We start from the raw sequence: 15,233 nt of genomic DNA on the forward strand, positions 1-15,233 counted from the left end.
CTTCTCAAGAAGGCTGAGAAGGTTCGTGAAGGCGGTCGTAGTGAAGTGATCAAGATCTGGAGCCGTCGCTCCACGATCCTGCCGCAGTTCGTCGGTCTCACCTTCGGCGTCTACAACGGCAGCAAGCATATCCCGGTCAGCGTCAATGAAGACATGGTCGGCCACAAATTCGGTGAATTCTCTCCGACCCGCACCTACTACGGTCACGGCGCGGACAAGAAGGCGAAGAGGAAGTAACAATGGGCAAGGCAAAAGCCGAACGCCGGCTGAAGGACAACGAGGCGCAAGCAGTCGCCCGCACGCTCCGCGTCAGCCCCCAGAAGCTCAACCTGGTTGCTGCGGCTATCCGTGGCAAGAAGGTCGAGCGCGCACTCGCTGAGCTGGAGTTCTCCCGCAAGCGCATCGCAGGCGCCGTCAAGAAGACGCTCGAATCTGCGATCGCCAACGCCGAGAACAACCACGATCTCGACGTCGACTCGCTGGTCGTCGCCGAGGCCTATGTCGGCAAGTCGATCGTCATGAAGCGTTTCCACGCTCGTGGCCGCGGTCGCGCGTCGCGCATCGAAAAGCCCTTCGCGCACCTGACGATCGTCGTTCGTGAAGTGCAGGCAGCAGAGGAGGCCGCATAATGGGTCAGAAAATCAATCCAATCGGTTTCCGTCTCGGAATCAACCGTACCTGGGATAGCCGCTGGTTTGCGGACAATGCCGAGTACGGTCAGCTGCTGCACGAAGACCTGAAGATGCGCAAGTTCGTCATGAGCGAACTGAAGCAGGCCGGGATCTCCAAGGTGGTCATCGAGCGTCCGCACAAGAAGTGCCGCGTCACGATCCACTCGGCACGTCCGGGCCTGATCATCGGCCGCAAGGGCGCTGACATCGACAAGCTCCGCAAGAAGCTGTCGGAGATGACCAATTCGGAAACGCACCTCAACATCGTCGAAGTGCGCAAGCCCGAAGTCGATGCGACGCTGGTCGCTCAGTCGATCGCCCAGCAGCTCGAGCGTCGCGTGGCTTTCCGTCGCGCCATGAAGCGCGCCGTTCAGTCCGCGATGCGTCTTGGCGCCGAAGGCATCAAGATCACCTGCGCTGGCCGTCTCGGCGGCGCTGAAATCGCCCGTACGGAATGGTACCGCGAAGGTCGTGTGCCGTTGCACACGCTGCGCGCCGACATCGACTACGGCACGGCTGAAGCAGAAACCGCGTTCGGCATCTGCGGCATCAAGGTCTGGATCTTCAAGGGCGAAATCCTTGAGCATGATCCGATGGCTTCCGAGCGCCGCGCGATGGAAGGTGACGCCCAGGGTCCGGCAAGCCGTGATCGTGACCGCGACAGAGACCGTCGCCGCGACAACGCTTGATAGCGCGCGTGGCAGAGAAGTTCGGAGAATAAGAAAATGTTGCAGCCAAAGCGTACCAAGTACCGCAAGCAGTTCAAGGGCCGCATCAAGGGCGTCGCCAAGGGCGGTTCTGACCTGGCATTCGGCGAATTCGGCCTGAAGGCACAGGAACCCAACCGCGTCAATGCGCGCGAGATCGAAGCGGCCCGCCGCGCGATCACGCGTTATATGAAGCGCGCCGGCCGTGTATGGATCCGCGTGTTCCCGGACGTTCCGGTAACCAAAAAGCCGACCGAAGTCCGTATGGGTAAGGGTAAGGGCTCCGTTGAATATTGGGCATGCAAGGTCAAGCCTGGCCGTATGATGTTCGAGATCGACGGTGTCAGCGAAGAAATCGCCCGTGAGGCGCTTCGCCTCGGCTCTGCCAAGCTCTCGGTCAAGACGCGCTTCGTTCAGCGCATTGCAGAGTAAGGGATTGAGCTCATGAAAGCCTCAGACGTTCGCGCGTTCACCGCCGACCAACTCAAGGACGAGCTTGCCAAGCTGAAGAAGGAGCAGTTCAACCTGCGCTTCCAGAAGGCGACCGGCCAGCTCGAAAAGTCCTCGCGCATCAACGAAGTCCGCAAGGACATCGCCCGCGTGAAAACCATTGCCCGCCAGAAGGCGGCAGAAGTTAAGGCCTAAAGGAAGAAAAATATGCCGAAGCGCATCCTGCAGGGCGTCGTCGTTGGCGACAAGAACGAGAAGACGGTAGTGGTTCGTGTCGAGCGTCGTTTCGCTCACCCGCTGCTCCAGAAGACCGTTCGTCGTTCCAAGAAGTACAAGGCCCACGACGAGAACAACCAGTATAAGATTGGCGATACCGTATCCATCGAGGAATGCGCGCCGATCTCCAAGGACAAGTGCTGGACGGTGATTTCCGCCCAGGGCAAGTAACAGAATTTTGTGCGAGGCCTTGCGTCTCGCCGAAATATCTGTATGAAGCAGCGTCAGAACGCTCGAATGCCGGGCGTTCTTTTGCTTTGAGCGCACGGAAGGTCCCGTTCGGGAAACCACCCTGGCACGATCGATCCCGCGCTATTCAGCTATTGCCGCGTCTGTGCTGCCGTCATGGCAGCTCGGCCGGCGAAAATTTTCATAAGCCGGAGTAGGGGGCTAGCCCAACCATTCCGGTAAACCAAGAAGGCGACCTGATATGATTCAGATGCAAACAAACCTCGACGTCGCGGATAATTCCGGCGCACGTCGTGTCATGTGCATCAAGGTGCTGGGCGGCTCGAAGCGCAAGTATGCCTCGATCGGCGACGTCATCGTCGTTTCGATCAAGGAAGCGATCCCGCGCGGCCGCGTGAAGAAGGGTGACGTGATGAAGGCGGTTGTCGTTCGCACCGCCAAGGACATCCGTCGTGCAGATGGCTCCGTCATCCGCTTCGACACCAACGCAGCAGTCCTCATCGACAACAAGAAAGAGCCGATCGGCACCCGTATCTTCGGACCGGTTCCGCGCGAACTTCGCGCCAAGAACCACATGAAGATCATCTCGCTGGCTCCCGAAGTACTGTAAGGAGCGAAGCGATGCAGAAGATTCGTAAGGGCGACAAGGTCGTCATGCTCGCTGGCAAGGACAAGGGCCGTACCGGCGAAGTTGTCCAGGTCATGCCGAAGGAAGATCGTGCCGTTGTTCGTGGCGTCAACGTCGTCAAGCGCCACCAGCGCCAGACGCAGACCCAGGAAGCCGGCATCATCAACAAGGAAGCCCCGGTTCACCTGTCCAACGTTGCAATCATCGACAAGGACGGCAAGCCGACCCGCGTCGGTTTCAAGGTTGTTGACGGCAAGAAGGTCCGTGTGGCCAAGCGTTCTGGAGAAGTGATCGATGGCTGAGGCAAAATATGAGCCGCGGCTCAAGAAGGAATATGTCGAGCGCATCCGCAAGGCGTTGCAGGAGCAGTTCTCCTACGCCAACGAGATGATGATTCCGAAGCTCGACAAGATCGTGATCAACATGGGTGTCGGCGAAGCGACCGCTGACTCGAAGAAGCCGACGGTAGCTGCCGCCGACCTCGCAGCGATTGCCGGCCAGAAGCCGGTCATCACCCGCGCACGTAACTCTATCGCAGGCTTCAAGGTCCGCGAACAGATGCCGATCGGCGCGAAGGTCACCCTGCGCGGCGCCCGCATGTACGAGTTCTTGGACCGTCTCGTGAACATCGCGCTCCCGCGCGTTCGCGACTTCCGCGGCCTGAACCCGAAAAGCTTTGACGGCCGTGGCAACTTCGCCATGGGCATCAAGGAGCACATTGTGTTCCCTGAGATCAACTACGACAAGGTTGATCAGATGTGGGGCATGGACATCATCGTTTGCACGACGGCGACGACCGACGACGAAGCACGGGCTCTTCTGAAAGAGTTCAGCTTCCCGTTCCGTCAATAACCGTAACGACGAGCGTAGAAAAGGAACCTGACATGGCGAAGACAAGCGCAGTTGAAAAGAACAAGCGCCGCCGTACTACGGTCGCTAACCAGGCCGCTAAGCGGGCTGGGTTGAAGGCGATCATCATGAACCAGGCTCTTCCGATCGAAGAGCGGTTCAAGGCCTCGATCAAGCTGGCATCCCTGCCGCGTGATGGATCGAAGACCCGTATTCGCAACCGTTGCGAAGTTTCGGGGCGTCCGCGCGCATATTACCGCAAACTGCGCATGTCGCGTATTGCGCTGCGTGAACTCGGCAATCTCGGCAAGGTGCCGGGTATCGTCAAGTCGAGCTGGTAAGGAGCAGGTTACATGACAATGACTGATCCGTTGGGCGACATGCTCACTCGCATCCGTAACGGCGCTTCCCGCCGCAAGTCGTCGGTCTCGACGCCTGCTTCGAAGCTCCGTGCACGTGTTCTCGATGTTCTGCAGTCCGAAGGCTACATCCGTGGCTATTCCGTTGTCGATTTCGGCAATGGCAAGTCGGAACTCAGCATCGAGCTGAAATATTATGAAGGCGCATCGGTGATCCGTGAGATCGGCCGTGTGTCCAAGCCGGGCCGCCGGGTTTATGTCTCGGTCAAGTCCATTCCGCAGGTCGCGAACGGTCTCGGCATCACCATCCTTTCGACTCCGAAAGGTGTGATGGCCGATCACCAGGCTCGCGAACAGAACGTTGGTGGCGAGGTTCTTTGCTCGGTCTTCTAAGATCGGGCAGGGATCTCCATAGCGAACAGACAGGATTGAAACATGTCTCGTATCGGTAAGAAGCCCGTTCAGGTACCTGCTGGGATCACGGCTACGGTCGATGGCCAGAAGGTGACTGCAAAGGGCCCGAAGGGCGAGCTGTTTTTCGTTGCTAACGACGAAATCAGCCTCAAGCTTGAAAATAACGCCGTCGTCGTGACGCCGGTGAACCAGACCAAGGATGCGCGCGCAAAGTGGGGCATGTCCCGCACGATGATCGAAGGCATCTTCAAGGGTGTCAAGGACGGTTTCGAGCGCAAGCTGGAAATCAACGGCGTCGGTTACCGCGCCGCCATGCAGGGCAAGAACCTGCAACTGGCCCTCGGTTTCAGCCACGATGTGATCTACGAGCCGCCGGTCGGTATCTCGATCGTTGTTCCGAAGCCGACGGAAATCGTCGTCAGCGGCATCAACAAGCAGCAGGTCGGTCAGGTTGCCGCCGAAATCCGCGAATATCGCGGTCCCGAGCCCTACAAGGGCAAGGGCGTCAAGTACGCTGACGAGCGGATCGTCCGCAAAGAAGGCAAGAAGAAGTAAGGATCACGCGAAATGGCTAGCAGGAAAGAAGCACTTGCACGTCGTGCCAACCGCGTGCGCCGTCATCTCAAGTCGGTGGCCAATGGCCGTCCGCGCCTGTCGGTTCATCGCTCCTCGAAGAACATCTACGCCCAGGTCATCGATGATGTGGCCGGCAAGACGCTTGCGTCTGCCTCCACCCTCGAGAAGGATCTGCGCGGTTCTCTGAAGACCGGTGCCGATACCGCCGCCGCTACCGTTGTGGGCAAGCTCCTCGCAGAGCGCGCCTCCAAGGCCGGTGTTACGGAAGTCGTGTTCGACCGTGGCGCCTTCATCTATCACGGCCGCATCAAGGCTCTCGCCGAAGCGGCCCGCGAAGGCGGTCTCACCTTCTGATCAGTTTCCGGCCGGACGCCTAAAGCGCCGGCCGGATTTTCGCCGGACCGCAGGCACTCTCCGAAAGGGGAGGCTGATGCGGTCCACATTTGTTTGCCGATTGCACCCGGAAAAGAAAAAGGAAGAGGACAATGGCACAGGAAAGAAGGCCGCAGCGGGACGACCGCCAGAGCCGTGAAGAGCGCGATAGCGAATTCGTCGACAAGCTTGTCGCGATCAACCGCGTCGCCAAGGTCGTCAAGGGCGGCCGTCGTTTCGGTTTCGCAGCACTCGTCGTCGTCGGCGATCAGAAGGGCCGCGTCGGCTTCGGCCATGGCAAGGCACGTGAAGTGCCGGAAGCCATCCGCAAGGCAACCGAAGCCGCCAAGCGCGAACTGATCTTCGTACCGCTGCGTGACGGCCGTACGCTCCATCACGACGTTCATGGCCGCCACGGCGCTGGCAAGGTTCTGCTGCGCTCGGCCAAGGTCGGTACCGGCATCATCGCCGGCGGCCCGATGCGCGCCGTATTCGAGACGCTCGGCATGCACGACGTCGTCGCCAAGTCGACCGGTTCGTCGAACCCCTACAACATGGTTCGCGCCACCTTCGACGCTCTGAAGCACCAGGTTCACCCGAAGGACATCGCAGCTCAGCGCGGCATCAAGTATGCAACGCTGCAGGCTCGTCGTAGCGCCTCCGGCAACGCCTCTGAAGAATAAGAGGAGTTTGACAGATGGCCAAGGCTACCAAGAAGGCTGAAGCGAAGACTGTCACGATCGAACAGATCGGCAGCCCGATTCGCCGTCCGGATGTCCAGCAGCGCACGCTGATCGGTCTCGGACTGAACAAGATGCACCGTCGCCGCACGCTGGAGGATACCCCTTCCGTTCGTGGCATGATCCGTGCTGTCCAGCATCTCGTTCGCGTCGTCGACGAGAAGTGAGACGGAGGAAACGCTCATGAAACTCAATGAAATTAAAGACAACGAAGGCTCGACCCACAGCCGCAAGCGCCTCGGCCGCGGTATCGGCTCGGGCTCGGGCAAGACTGGTGGTCGCGGCGTGAAGGGTCAGAAGTCCCGTTCCGGCGTCGCCATCAATGGCTTCGAAGGCGGCCAGATGCCGATTTATCGTCGCCTGCCGAAGCGCGGCTTCAACAACATTTTCGCTTCCGATTTTGTTGTCGTGTCGCTGGCCCGCATCCAGACGGCGATCGACGCCGGCAAACTCGATGCCAAGACGACCGTTGACGCAGCTGCCCTCAAGGCTGCTGGTGTCATCCGCCGCGTCAAGGACGGCGTTCGCGTTCTCGCCGACGGCGAGATCAAGGCCAAGATCACCATCGTCGTTGCAGGCGCCTCCAAGCCTGCCGTCGAGAAGATCGAAAAGGCCGGCGGCACCGTGACGCTGCTTTCGGCTCCGGCTGCAGCCGAATAATAATCTGATGATATGTCGCCCGGGGTGCTTCACACCGGGCGATTTTGCTCCCATATGTGGGCCTCACAAAAACTTGGCTGGCGCGCCCGCGTCATGCCGGTAAGACTCGAAAACAAGGGTGAGGCATGGGGTTGCGTTGCAATCCGTCCTAAGCCCGGTTTTGAATAATTTCATACTGATTCCGGGTCCGGTCTGTCCCCCATAGACGCCGGAATTGGTAGCGCGGAGAAACGCATGGCTTCTGCAGCGGAACAATTGGCATCCAACCTCAATTTTTCGACCTTCGCCAAAGCCGAGGATTTGAAGAAGCGCCTGTGGTTCACACTGGCAGCTCTCCTCGTCTACCGACTTGGCACGCATATTCCGCTTCCGGGCCTCAATCCTGAAGCCTATGCCCAGGCTTTCCGCGGCCAGGCAGGCGGCATTCTCGGCCTTTTCAACATGTTTTCGGGCGGCGCCGTTGAGCGCATGGCGATCTTCGCGCTCGGCATCATGCCCTATATCTCCGCCTCGATCATCGTGCAGCTGATGACTTCGGTCGTGCCGGCGCTCGAAAACCTCAAGAAGGAAGGCGAGCAGGGCCGTAAGATCATCAACCAGTATACCCGCTACGGTACCGTTATCCTCGGTGCGCTCCAGGCCTATGGCATTGCCGCCGGCCTTGAAAGCGGCCAGGGCTTGGTCGTCGACCCGGGCTGGTTCTTCCGCGTCTCCACCGTTCTGACGCTGCTCGGCGGCACGATGTTTCTGATGTGGCTCGGCGAGCAGATCACCTCGCGCGGCATCGGCAACGGCATCTCGCTGATCATCTTCGCCGGCATCGCCGCCGGCCTTCCCACTGCTCTTGCCGGCACGCTCGAACTCGGCCGCACCGGCGCGCTATCGACCCCGCTGATCCTGCTCGTGATCATCGTCGCGATCGCCGTCATCGCCATCATCGTCTTCGTAGAGCGCGCCCAGCGCCGGCTGCTGATCCAGTATCCGAAGCGCCAGGTCGGCAACCGGATGTTCCAGGGCGATACGTCCCACCTGCCGTTGAAACTCAACACATCAGGTGTCATTCCGGCAATCTTCGCATCGTCGCTGCTGCTTCTGCCGGCAACGATTGCGGGCTTTGCCAGCACCACGGCAATGCCCTCTTGGGCCACATCGATCGTCGCGGCCCTCGGTCATGGCCAGCCACTCTATATGGTGCTCTATGCGGCGCTGATCGCCTTCTTCGCCTTCTTCTATACGGCCATCGTTTTCAATCCGAAGGATACGGCTGATAATCTGAAGAAGCATGGCGGCTTCATTCCCGGCATCCGTCCGGGCGACCGCACCGCCGAATATATCGACTACGTGCTGACCCGAATCACGGTGATCGGCGCGCTCTATCTCGTCTTCGTCTGCATCCTTCCGGAGATATTGGTGTCGCAAACCGGCATTCCATTAGCCCTTGGTGGGACTTCGCTTTTGATCGTGGTTAGCGTAACTCTTGATACGGTTGCACAGATCCAGGGTCACCTGATCGCGCAGCAATACGAAGGCCTGATCAAGAAATCGAAGTTGCGTGGAGGAAAGAGGGGGCGATGAGACTTATCCTTTTGGGGCCGCCGGGCGCGGGTAAGGGAACCCAGGCCCAGCGGATCGTGGAAAAGCACGGCATTCCGCAGCTTTCCACGGGGGACATGCTGCGTGCAGCGGTTAACGCCGGCACGGATGTCGGCAAGCGCGCAAAGGCGGTCATGGACGCCGGCAAGCTCGTCTCGGATGAGATCGTCATTGCCATTGTTTCCGAGCGTATCGATCAACCCGATTGCGCCAACGGCTTTATCCTCGACGGCTTCCCCAGGACGCTCGTCCAGGCGGACGCCACCGAGGCGATGCTGAAGGCTAAAGGTCTCGACCTTTCGGTCGTCATCGAATTCCGTGTCAATGACGACGAGCTGGTTCGTCGCGTTGCCGGTCGCTACTCCTGTGCACAGTGCGGCAGCGTCTATCACGATACCGATAAGGTTCCGGCTGCCGAGGGCGTGTGCGACAAGTGCGGTTCGACGCACTTCAAGCGCCGTCCTGATGACACTCCGGAGACCATGACGGCTCGTCTGCAGGTCTACTACAAGGAGACCTCACCGCTGATCGGCTATTACCATGCCAAGGGCAAACTCAAGTCTGTGGACGGCATGGCAGAAATCGATCAGGTGACCGCCGAGGTCGAAAGCATTCTTTCCAAGCTTTAAGGCTTTGAAAATAAACTTGGCGGACTGGTTGCTTTTCAGCAGTGATTCCGCTAAACACCGCGCCAACTCGCGACATTCCATGCGATCGGCGCGGATTTCCCAGGGAAGTCCGGGTGCGGTCGTTTTGACATGTTACGGACGTAAATCTGAACGGGCGGTTCTCAAGACCGCATAACGAAGCCCACTTGCCGGATGGCAACTGGAATGCAAGGAGAATAGGCGTGGCACGTATCGCTGGCGTCAACATCCCGACTGCGAAGCGCGTTGTCATCGCGCTGACCTACATTCACGGGATCGGTTCTAAATTCGCACAGGAAATCGTCGAAAAGGTCGGTATCCCGGCTGAACGTCGTGTGCATCAGCTGACGGACGCAGAAGTCCTTCAGATCCGCGAAGCCATCGACCGCGACTATCAGGTCGAAGGCGATCTTCGTCGCGATACCGCGATGAACATCAAGCGTCTGATGGACCTCGGCTGCTACCGCGGCCTGCGTCATCGCCGCGGCCTTCCGGTCCGCGGTCAGCGCACGCATACCAATGCCCGCACCCGCAAGGGTCCGGCAAAGGCAATCGCTGGCAAGAAGAAGTAATTTCCGGGAAACCGGGGTGGGGAGGCTGGCGGTCTGCGCCGGCCTCTTTTGAGTTTGGAGCGGGACCATATAGGCGCCGTTCCGGTGTAGCCGCTGGCATTACGGCGGTGAAGAGATCAACGAAAGGAATACCATGGCTAAGGAAGCCGTCCGCGTTCGCCGTCGCGAGCGCAAGAACATCTCGTCGGGTGTCGCTCACGTCAACTCGACCTTCAACAACACGATGATCACCATCACCGATGCGCAGGGCAATGCGATCGCCTGGTCGTCGGCTGGCGCCAAGGGCTTCAAGGGCTCGCGCAAGTCGACCCCGTTCGCTGCCCAGATCGCTGCCGAAGACTGCGCCAAGAAGGCCCAGGAGCACGGCATGAAGTCGCTGGAAGTCGAAGTCTGCGGTCCGGGTTCGGGTCGTGAATCGGCTCTGCGCGCGCTCCAGGCTGCAGGTTTCATGATCACGTCCATCCGCGACGTGACCCCGATCCCGCACAATGGCTGCCGTCCGCGCAAGAAGCGCCGCGTCTGATCATCGCTCTCGTCACCGGTGAGCGCCTGCGCGCTCCCGGTGGTTTTCAAGCTCGGTTGCCACGATTGGATGGTGGCAACGAACGGAAGGCAAACTCATGATTCAGAAGAACTGGCAGGAACTGATCAAGCCGAACAAGGTGGAGTTCTCTTCGAGCTCGCGCACCAGGGCGACGCTTGTTGCCGAACCGCTGGAGCGCGGCTTCGGCCTCACCCTCGGCAACGCGCTTCGCCGCGTTCTGCTCTCCTCGCTGCGCGGTGCTGCCGTCACGGCGGTGCAGATCGATGGCGTGCTGCATGAATTCTCCTCGATTCCGGGCGTCCGCGAAGACGTGACGGACATCGTCCTTAACATCAAGGAAATCGCCATCAAGATGGATGGCGACGATGCAAAGCGCATGGTCGTGCGTAAGCAGGGCCCGGGCGTTGTCACGGCTGGAGACATTCAGACGGTCGGCGATATCGAAATCCTCAACCCCGAGCATGTCATCTGCACGCTCGACGAGGGTGCCGAAATCCGCATGGAATTCACCGTCAACAACGGCAAGGGTTACGTTCCAGCCGAACGCAATCGTGCGGAAGATGCTCCGATCGGTCTCATCCCGGTCGACAGCCTCTATTCGCCGGTCAAGAAGGTGTCCTACAAGGTTGAAAATACCCGCGAAGGACAGGTTCTCGACTACGACAAGCTGAACATGACCATCGAAACCGATGGCTCGATCACCGGCGAAGACGCCGTCGCTTTTGCGGCGCGCATCCTCCAGGATCAGCTTGGCGTCTTCGTCAACTTCGACGAGCCGCAGAAGGAAACCGAAGAGGAAGCAGTCACCGAACTCGCTTTCAACCCGGCTCTCCTGAAGAAGGTGGACGAACTCGAACTGTCGGTCCGTTCGGCAAACTGCCTGAAGAACGACAACATCGTCTACATCGGCGACCTCATTCAGAAGACCGAAGCAGAAATGCTCCGCACACCGAATTTTGGTCGCAAGTCGCTGAACGAAATCAAGGAAGTTCTCGCTTCCATGGGCCTGCACCTCGGCATGGAAGTGCCGGCATGGCCGCCCGAGAACATCGAAGATCTCGCCAAGCGTTACGAAGACCAGTACTGAGCGGCGTGAGGAAAAGTGTAAAGCGGCTTTCCGCTCGCACGCCGATCGCAAGAACATAGCAAAAGGCAGGCTCTTTCGGCTGCCTTTCCCCGTCAAACAGCAGGCCGATCGCCTGCATGTGCCAGGAAACGGCAGGCCCACTTAGCGTAAGGGCACCTGCATTAAAGGAGAATAGCAATGCGCCATGGTAAAGCCGGCCGCAAGCTGAATAGAACTGCAAGCCACCGCAAGGCGATGTTCGCCAACATGGCGGCTTCGCTGATTACCCACGAGCAGATCGTCACGACCCTGCCGAAGGCCAAGGAAATCCGTCCGATCGTCGAGAAGCTCGTCACGCTCGGCAAGCGCGGCGACTTGCATGCTCGCCGTCAGGCGATCTCGCAGATCCGCGATGCCGCTGTCGTCGCGAAGCTGTTCGACACGATCGCAACGCGCTACGCCACCCGCAACGGCGGCTACCTGCGCATCATGAAGGCCGGCTTCCGCCAGGGCGACAATGCCGCCATGGCTGTGATCGAATTCGTTGACCGCGATGCCTATGCCAAGGGCGCAGCCGACAAGGCCCGCGTCGCTGCCGAAGAGCAGGCTGTCGCCGCTTAAATCTTCCGCTCCGGCGGAAACAGAACAGCCGGGCTGCAAAGCCCGGCTGTTTTTGTTTGTGCACGACAGCGCCGCGCTTCTTTTGAGATCAGCCGTTGAACCGGCTGAGGTGCAGATAGGACAGGTTCATTTGCGCGAAGTCTTTGAAAATCGTCGTCGAGTGCAGTTCCTCCGTCTCATAGCCCTGCTTGCGGTTATAGCGCTCGGGCTGGCGCTCAGACGGTTTGGCTATGCGGCCGATCTGCCTTTCATCGTCGTCAAGTATGGTGGATCGGCACTCTGGGGAGCGATGGTCCTATCTGCTGGTGGCGCTCATTGCCGCAAGGTCACGGCCAGCAGCAATTGCTGTCACAGCGCTACTCATCGCGATCTCAGTGGAATTGTTCCGGCTTTATCACACGCCCTGGCTCGACGCGTTTCGGCTGACCACGGCAGGCGCCCTGCTGCTTGGCCGGGTCTTTTCGCTTTGGAACATGCTGGCTTATGCAATCGGCATAGCCGCGGCCTGCGCCTTCGATCCGGCACGCCGGACTGCGACGCGTCCTCGCCGCTAAACCTCACGAGGCCGACGCCACTGCGCGATTGCGCGTCCGCCCTTTGCCCTTCTGCCTGTTGCGTGCGATCGGCCGGTAGGAGCGATAGAGGATGAGCGCGACGATCAGCCCGACATAGATATATTGCTCCAGGTCGAGGATCTTGGTCGAGAGCGCGAAGTGCAGCGCCCCGCAGGCGGCGATGATGTAGACGAGGCGATGCAGCCAGATCCAGTTCTTGCCGAGACGGCGGATCGAGAGATTGTTGGATGTCAGCGCCAGCGGAATGAGCATCGCAAGGGCTGCCATGCCGAACATGATGAAGGGGCGCTTCAGCACGTCGTTGATGACGGCGGCAATATCCATCGCCTGGTCGAGCACCATGTAAACGGTGAAATGCATCAGCGCGTAATAGAAGGTGAGCAGGCCAAGCGCGCGGCGGTAACGCAGATAGTTCCAGCCGAAGAGATCGCGGGCAGGGGAAACGGCAAGTGTTGCGATCAGGAAACGGATCGTCCAGATGCCGAGGAAAAGCTCGAAGGTCTTGACCGGATCGGCGCCGAGCTGATCGGTCGCGCCGAGATAGAAAGTCCAGGCCGCAGGCACGAGCCCGACGACATAAAGCAGCCAGACGGAGGTGGGCTGCCAGCGTTTCGGGATGGCGAGCGACAGTTCCGCCATCAGAAATTCGCCTTCAGATCCATGCCGGCATAAAGGCTCGCCACCTCGTCGGCATAACCGTTGAAGGGCAGGGTGGGATGGCGGCTCGCGCCGAAGAAGCCGCTTTCGCCGATGCGCCGTTCGGTCGCCTGGCTCCAGCGAGGATGGTCGACCGCTGGATTGACGTTGGCGTAGAAGCCATACTCCTGCGGATTGGTGACCTGCCAGGTATTCTTCGGCTGCTGGTCGGTGAGCGTGATCCTGACGATCGACTTGATGCCCTTGAAGCCGTATTTCCACGGCACGACGAGGCGGATCGGCGCGCCGTTCTGGTTCGGCAGCGTTTCGCCGTAGAGCCCGACGGCCAGCAGCGTCAGCGGATGGCGCGCCTCGTCGAGGCGAAGACCCTCGACATAGGGCCAGTCGAGCGATTGGAAGAACCCCTTCTGCCCAGGCATCTCGTCCGGCCGCACCACGGTTTCGAAGGCGACGTACTTGGCGCTGCCCAGCGGCTCAACCTTGTCGAGCAGCGATGCCAGCGGAAAGCCGTCCCAGGGGATGACCATCGACCAGGCCTCGACGCAGCGCATCCGGTAGGTGCGCTCCTCGATCGGGAATTCCTTCATCAGCGCCTCGAGGTCGAAGGTGCCTGGCTTGTTGACCATGCCGTCGACCTTGATCGTCCAGGGCAGCGGCTTGAAATCGCCGGAAAGTGCTGCGGGATCGCCCTTGTCGAGGCCGAACTCATAGAAATTATTGTAGGTGGTGACGTCCTTGATCGGCGTCGGCTTCTCATCGACCTTATACTTGCTCTCTACGGCAGAGAGGGCCGCAGCGCTCGCCTTGCCGCCGCTGTAGAGCGCCATGGCGCCAAGCGCCGCCGCGCCCAGAAATTCACGACGGCGCACATAGATCTGGCGCGGCGTGATCTCCGATGACGCGATCTTCGGTGGGCGATAGGTTGGCATGTCGAAACCTCCTCGGCGGATATCTTGAAATATAGCCCTTAAACGAACCGCCACCATGTCTAGATTAGTGTCTAAGCCTTGAATATTGCTGACAGGAAGCCAATTTTTTGTGTTCGGCCGTGATGGAATAGGCTGTAACAAAACGTCGCGTCGAACCGTATATGATCGATGGGTCTGATGGCGCTTCTCCCCGGCGTACCGGATTTGGGCTTCCCGGTAGTGACAGCCCCCGTCGATTGGATTAGGACAATTCCAAAAAGCAGCGTTTGCCCGGCCTGCAGGCTCCATGCCGCCCAGCTTCGCCTGATAATTCCGCCACGTTGAGGAAGACACCGATGCCAGTTTACCGTTCCAGAACCACGACCCATGGCCGCAACATGGCGGGCGCCCGCGGCCTTTGGCGCGCCACGGGCATGAAGGATTCGGATTTCGGCAAGCCGATCATCGCGGTGGTGAATTCCTTCACCCAGTTCGTCCCCGGTCACGTGCACCTGAAGGACCTCGGCCAGCTCGTTGCCCGCGAGATCGAGGCGGCCGGCGGTGTCGCCAAGGAATTCAACACGATCGCCGTCGATGATGGCATCGCCATGGGCCATGACGGCATGCTTTATTCGCTGCCCTCGCGCGAGCTCATCGCCGACAGCGTCGAATACATGGTCAATGCCCATTGCGCCGACGCCATGGTCTGTATTTCCAACTGCGACAAGATCACTCCCGGCATGCTGATGGCATCGCTGCGCCTCAATATCCCGACGGTCTTCGTCTCGGGCGGTCCGATGGAAGCCGGTAAGGTCGTGATGCACGGCAAGACGCATGCACTCGACCTCGTCGACGCCATGGTTGCCGCTGCCGATGACAAGATCAGCGACGAGGACGTCCAGACCATCGAGCGCTCGGCCTGTCCGACCTGTGGTTCCTGCTCCGGCATGTTCACGGCCAATTCGATGAACTGCCTGACGGAAGCCCTCGGCCTGTCGCTGCCCGGCAACGGCTCGACGCTTGCCACCCATCTCGACCGCAAGCGCCTCTTCGTCGAGGCCGGCCACCTGATCGTCGATCTCGCCCGCCGTTATTACGAGCAGGATGACGTCAAGGCGCTGCCGCGCACCATCGCTTCCAAACAGGCGTTTGAGAATGC

The 15,233-nt window shown here is 59.8% G+C and carries 25 protein-coding genes and 1 pseudogene; 24 read left to right on the plus strand and 2 right to left on the minus strand.

Translation table 11 applies throughout. From position 1 onward, the window contains the following. The 23 genes and pseudogenes from rpsS to FY112_RS07780 all read left to right on the plus strand — a co-directional run. Nucleotides 1–237, plus strand: a 237-nt coding sequence (rpsS, locus tag FY112_RS07670; RefSeq protein WP_151518105.1) for a 30S ribosomal protein S19, incomplete at its 5' end; no start/stop codon positions are given. 2 nt (nt 238–239) lie between these two features. After that, a complete protein-coding gene (rplV, locus tag FY112_RS07675; protein WP_003547553.1) occupies nt 240–629 on the plus strand; it encodes a 50S ribosomal protein L22 in 390 nt (129 codons plus the stop codon). Beyond that, nucleotides 629–1,360: a 30S ribosomal protein S3 gene (rpsC, locus tag FY112_RS07680; protein ID WP_003547554.1), complete on the plus strand. Its 732-nt coding sequence runs from the start codon at nt 629–631 to the stop codon at nt 1,358–1,360. The genes rplV and rpsC overlap by 1 nt, the downstream gene beginning before the upstream one ends. A 36-nt stretch (nt 1,361–1,396) precedes the next feature. Beyond that, on the plus strand, nt 1,397–1,810 hold the full coding sequence (gene rplP / locus FY112_RS07685; RefSeq protein WP_003547555.1) for a 50S ribosomal protein L16: 414 nt from the start codon (nt 1,397–1,399) through the stop codon (nt 1,808–1,810). Between the two features lie 12 nt (nt 1,811–1,822). Beyond that, the gene (rpmC, locus tag FY112_RS07690) at nt 1,823–2,023 is read left to right on the plus strand and encodes a 50S ribosomal protein L29 (protein ID WP_003558545.1); all 201 of its coding nucleotides are present in this window, start codon (nt 1,823–1,825) and stop codon (nt 2,021–2,023) included. 12 nt (nt 2,024–2,035) lie between these two features. Next, nucleotides 2,036–2,275 (plus strand): 30S ribosomal protein S17, encoded by a 240-nt coding sequence (gene rpsQ, locus FY112_RS07695; RefSeq protein ID WP_131629508.1) that lies wholly within the window; start codon nt 2,036–2,038, stop codon nt 2,273–2,275. 259 nt (nt 2,276–2,534) lie between these two features. After that, nucleotides 2,535–2,903: a 50S ribosomal protein L14 gene (gene rplN / locus FY112_RS07700; protein WP_003547558.1), complete on the plus strand. Its 369-nt coding sequence runs from the start codon at nt 2,535–2,537 to the stop codon at nt 2,901–2,903. An 11-nt stretch (nt 2,904–2,914) separates the two neighbouring features. Further along, nucleotides 2,915–3,223 carry a 50S ribosomal protein L24 gene (gene rplX, locus FY112_RS07705; RefSeq protein WP_003547559.1) on the plus strand — a complete coding sequence of 103 codons (309 nt, stop codon included), beginning with the start codon at nt 2,915–2,917 and terminating at the stop codon, nt 3,221–3,223. Next, nucleotides 3,216–3,773, plus strand: a complete 558-nt coding sequence (gene rplE / locus FY112_RS07710) for a 50S ribosomal protein L5 (RefSeq protein ID WP_027668957.1) — start codon at nt 3,216–3,218, stop codon at nt 3,771–3,773. Before rplX ends, rplE begins: the two co-directional genes overlap by 8 nt. Before the next feature lie 32 nt (nt 3,774–3,805). After that, nucleotides 3,806–4,111: a 30S ribosomal protein S14 gene (gene rpsN / locus FY112_RS07715; RefSeq protein ID WP_003547561.1), complete on the plus strand. Its 306-nt coding sequence runs from the start codon at nt 3,806–3,808 to the stop codon at nt 4,109–4,111. A gap of 12 nt (nt 4,112–4,123) precedes the next feature. Then, a complete protein-coding gene (rpsH, locus tag FY112_RS07720; RefSeq protein WP_003547562.1) occupies nt 4,124–4,522 on the plus strand; it encodes a 30S ribosomal protein S8 in 399 nt (132 codons plus the stop codon). A gap of 42 nt (nt 4,523–4,564) precedes the next feature. Next, complete coding sequence (rplF, locus tag FY112_RS07725) at nt 4,565–5,098, plus strand: 50S ribosomal protein L6 (protein ID WP_017963907.1); 534 nt, start codon at nt 4,565–4,567, stop codon at nt 5,096–5,098. Nucleotides 5,099–5,110: 12 nt separating this feature from the next. Beyond that, nucleotides 5,111–5,473, plus strand: coding sequence for a 50S ribosomal protein L18 (rplR, locus tag FY112_RS07730; RefSeq protein ID WP_003547564.1), 363 nt, complete (start codon nt 5,111–5,113; stop codon nt 5,471–5,473). 131 nt (nt 5,474–5,604) lie between these two features. Beyond that, nucleotides 5,605–6,174, plus strand: coding sequence for a 30S ribosomal protein S5 (rpsE, locus tag FY112_RS07735; RefSeq protein WP_003547565.1), 570 nt, complete (start codon nt 5,605–5,607; stop codon nt 6,172–6,174). A gap of 14 nt (nt 6,175–6,188) precedes the next feature. Further along, the gene (rpmD, locus tag FY112_RS07740; protein WP_003547566.1) at nt 6,189–6,398 is read left to right on the plus strand and encodes a 50S ribosomal protein L30; all 210 of its coding nucleotides are present in this window, start codon (nt 6,189–6,191) and stop codon (nt 6,396–6,398) included. A 16-nt stretch (nt 6,399–6,414) separates the two neighbouring features. After that, nucleotides 6,415–6,891 (plus strand): 50S ribosomal protein L15, encoded by a 477-nt coding sequence (gene rplO / locus FY112_RS07745; RefSeq protein WP_003547567.1) that lies wholly within the window; start codon nt 6,415–6,417, stop codon nt 6,889–6,891. 234 nt (nt 6,892–7,125) lie between these two features. Further along, nucleotides 7,126–8,466 (plus strand): preprotein translocase subunit SecY, encoded by a 1,341-nt coding sequence (gene secY / locus FY112_RS07750; RefSeq protein WP_003547569.1) that lies wholly within the window; start codon nt 7,126–7,128, stop codon nt 8,464–8,466. Next, nucleotides 8,463–9,113, plus strand: coding sequence for an adenylate kinase (locus FY112_RS07755; RefSeq protein WP_011651424.1), 651 nt, complete (start codon nt 8,463–8,465; stop codon nt 9,111–9,113). The genes secY and FY112_RS07755 overlap by 4 nt, the downstream gene beginning before the upstream one ends. Before the next feature lie 221 nt (nt 9,114–9,334). Then, nucleotides 9,335–9,703, plus strand: a complete 369-nt coding sequence (rpsM, locus tag FY112_RS07760; protein ID WP_003547573.1) for a 30S ribosomal protein S13 — start codon at nt 9,335–9,337, stop codon at nt 9,701–9,703. Between the two features lie 133 nt (nt 9,704–9,836). Next, nucleotides 9,837–10,226, plus strand: coding sequence for a 30S ribosomal protein S11 (gene rpsK / locus FY112_RS07765; protein ID WP_003547577.1), 390 nt, complete (start codon nt 9,837–9,839; stop codon nt 10,224–10,226). A 97-nt stretch (nt 10,227–10,323) separates the two neighbouring features. Beyond that, the gene (locus tag FY112_RS07770; RefSeq protein WP_003547579.1) at nt 10,324–11,334 is read left to right on the plus strand and encodes a DNA-directed RNA polymerase subunit alpha; all 1,011 of its coding nucleotides are present in this window, start codon (nt 10,324–10,326) and stop codon (nt 11,332–11,334) included. 177 nt (nt 11,335–11,511) lie between these two features. After that, nucleotides 11,512–11,934 carry a 50S ribosomal protein L17 gene (gene rplQ, locus FY112_RS07775; RefSeq protein ID WP_003547581.1) on the plus strand — a complete coding sequence of 141 codons (423 nt, stop codon included), beginning with the start codon at nt 11,512–11,514 and terminating at the stop codon, nt 11,932–11,934. 130 nt (nt 11,935–12,064) lie between these two features. Beyond that, a pseudogene (locus FY112_RS07780) lies at nt 12,065–12,488 on the plus strand (DUF2809 domain-containing protein). A 3-nt stretch (nt 12,489–12,491) separates the two neighbouring features. On the opposite strand, the gene msrQ reads toward FY112_RS07780, so the two are convergent. Together msrQ and msrP are read right to left on the minus strand one after the other, a co-directional pair. Continuing rightward, nucleotides 12,492–13,148, minus strand: a complete 657-nt coding sequence (msrQ, locus tag FY112_RS07785) for a protein-methionine-sulfoxide reductase heme-binding subunit MsrQ (RefSeq protein WP_017960037.1) — start codon at nt 13,146–13,148, stop codon at nt 12,492–12,494. Further along, on the minus strand, nt 13,148–14,095 hold the full coding sequence (gene msrP, locus FY112_RS07790) for a protein-methionine-sulfoxide reductase catalytic subunit MsrP (RefSeq protein WP_026158636.1): 948 nt from the start codon (nt 14,093–14,095) through the stop codon (nt 13,148–13,150). Before msrP ends, msrQ begins: the two co-directional genes overlap by 1 nt. A 335-nt stretch (nt 14,096–14,430) precedes the next feature. On the opposite strand from msrP, the gene FY112_RS07795 reads away from it, so the two are divergent. After that, nucleotides 14,431–15,233 (plus strand): dihydroxy-acid dehydratase (locus FY112_RS07795; RefSeq protein ID WP_181018180.1); only part of this gene is annotated, 803 nt, incomplete at its 3' end.

The sequence above is a fragment of the Rhizobium sp. PEPV16 genome (assembly GCF_008919455.1).
Taxonomy (GTDB): Bacteria; Pseudomonadota; Alphaproteobacteria; order Rhizobiales; family Rhizobiaceae; genus Rhizobium; species Rhizobium leguminosarum_Q.

Excerpts from the sequence above, each read along its gene's own strand:
- rpsK (WP_003547577.1), top strand. The coding sequence starts at position 9,837 with ATGGCTAAGGAAGCCGTCCGCGTTCGCCGTCGCGAGCGCAAGAACATC.
- rplF (WP_017963907.1), top strand. The coding sequence starts at position 4,565 with ATGTCTCGTATCGGTAAGAAGCCCGTTCAGGTACCTGCTGGGATCACG.
- secY (WP_003547569.1), top strand. The coding sequence starts at position 7,126 with ATGGCTTCTGCAGCGGAACAATTGGCATCCAACCTCAATTTTTCGACC.
- rpsH (WP_003547562.1), top strand. The coding sequence starts at position 4,124 with ATGACAATGACTGATCCGTTGGGCGACATGCTCACTCGCATCCGTAAC.
- rplQ (WP_003547581.1), top strand. The coding sequence starts at position 11,512 with ATGCGCCATGGTAAAGCCGGCCGCAAGCTGAATAGAACTGCAAGCCAC.
- rplE (WP_027668957.1), top strand. The coding sequence starts at position 3,216 with ATGGCTGAGGCAAAATATGAGCCGCGGCTCAAGAAGGAATATGTCGAG.
- FY112_RS07755 (WP_011651424.1), top strand. The coding sequence starts at position 8,463 with ATGAGACTTATCCTTTTGGGGCCGCCGGGCGCGGGTAAGGGAACCCAG.
- rplV (WP_003547553.1), top strand. The coding sequence starts at position 240 with ATGGGCAAGGCAAAAGCCGAACGCCGGCTGAAGGACAACGAGGCGCAA.
- rpsQ (WP_131629508.1), top strand. The coding sequence starts at position 2,036 with ATGCCGAAGCGCATCCTGCAGGGCGTCGTCGTTGGCGACAAGAACGAG.
- rpsN (WP_003547561.1), top strand. The coding sequence starts at position 3,806 with ATGGCGAAGACAAGCGCAGTTGAAAAGAACAAGCGCCGCCGTACTACG.
- rplR (WP_003547564.1), top strand. The coding sequence starts at position 5,111 with ATGGCTAGCAGGAAAGAAGCACTTGCACGTCGTGCCAACCGCGTGCGC.
- FY112_RS07770 (WP_003547579.1), top strand. The coding sequence starts at position 10,324 with ATGATTCAGAAGAACTGGCAGGAACTGATCAAGCCGAACAAGGTGGAG.
- rplP (WP_003547555.1), top strand. The coding sequence starts at position 1,397 with ATGTTGCAGCCAAAGCGTACCAAGTACCGCAAGCAGTTCAAGGGCCGC.
- rplO (WP_003547567.1), top strand. The coding sequence starts at position 6,415 with ATGAAACTCAATGAAATTAAAGACAACGAAGGCTCGACCCACAGCCGC.
- rpsE (WP_003547565.1), top strand. The coding sequence starts at position 5,605 with ATGGCACAGGAAAGAAGGCCGCAGCGGGACGACCGCCAGAGCCGTGAA.
- msrP (WP_026158636.1), bottom strand. The coding sequence starts at position 14,095 with ATGCCAACCTATCGCCCACCGAAGATCGCGTCATCGGAGATCACGCCG.
- rpsC (WP_003547554.1), top strand. The coding sequence starts at position 629 with ATGGGTCAGAAAATCAATCCAATCGGTTTCCGTCTCGGAATCAACCGT.
- rplX (WP_003547559.1), top strand. The coding sequence starts at position 2,915 with ATGCAGAAGATTCGTAAGGGCGACAAGGTCGTCATGCTCGCTGGCAAG.
- rpmC (WP_003558545.1), top strand. The coding sequence starts at position 1,823 with ATGAAAGCCTCAGACGTTCGCGCGTTCACCGCCGACCAACTCAAGGAC.
- msrQ (WP_017960037.1), bottom strand. The coding sequence starts at position 13,148 with ATGGCGGAACTGTCGCTCGCCATCCCGAAACGCTGGCAGCCCACCTCC.
- rpmD (WP_003547566.1), top strand. The coding sequence starts at position 6,189 with ATGGCCAAGGCTACCAAGAAGGCTGAAGCGAAGACTGTCACGATCGAA.
- rplN (WP_003547558.1), top strand. The coding sequence starts at position 2,535 with ATGATTCAGATGCAAACAAACCTCGACGTCGCGGATAATTCCGGCGCA.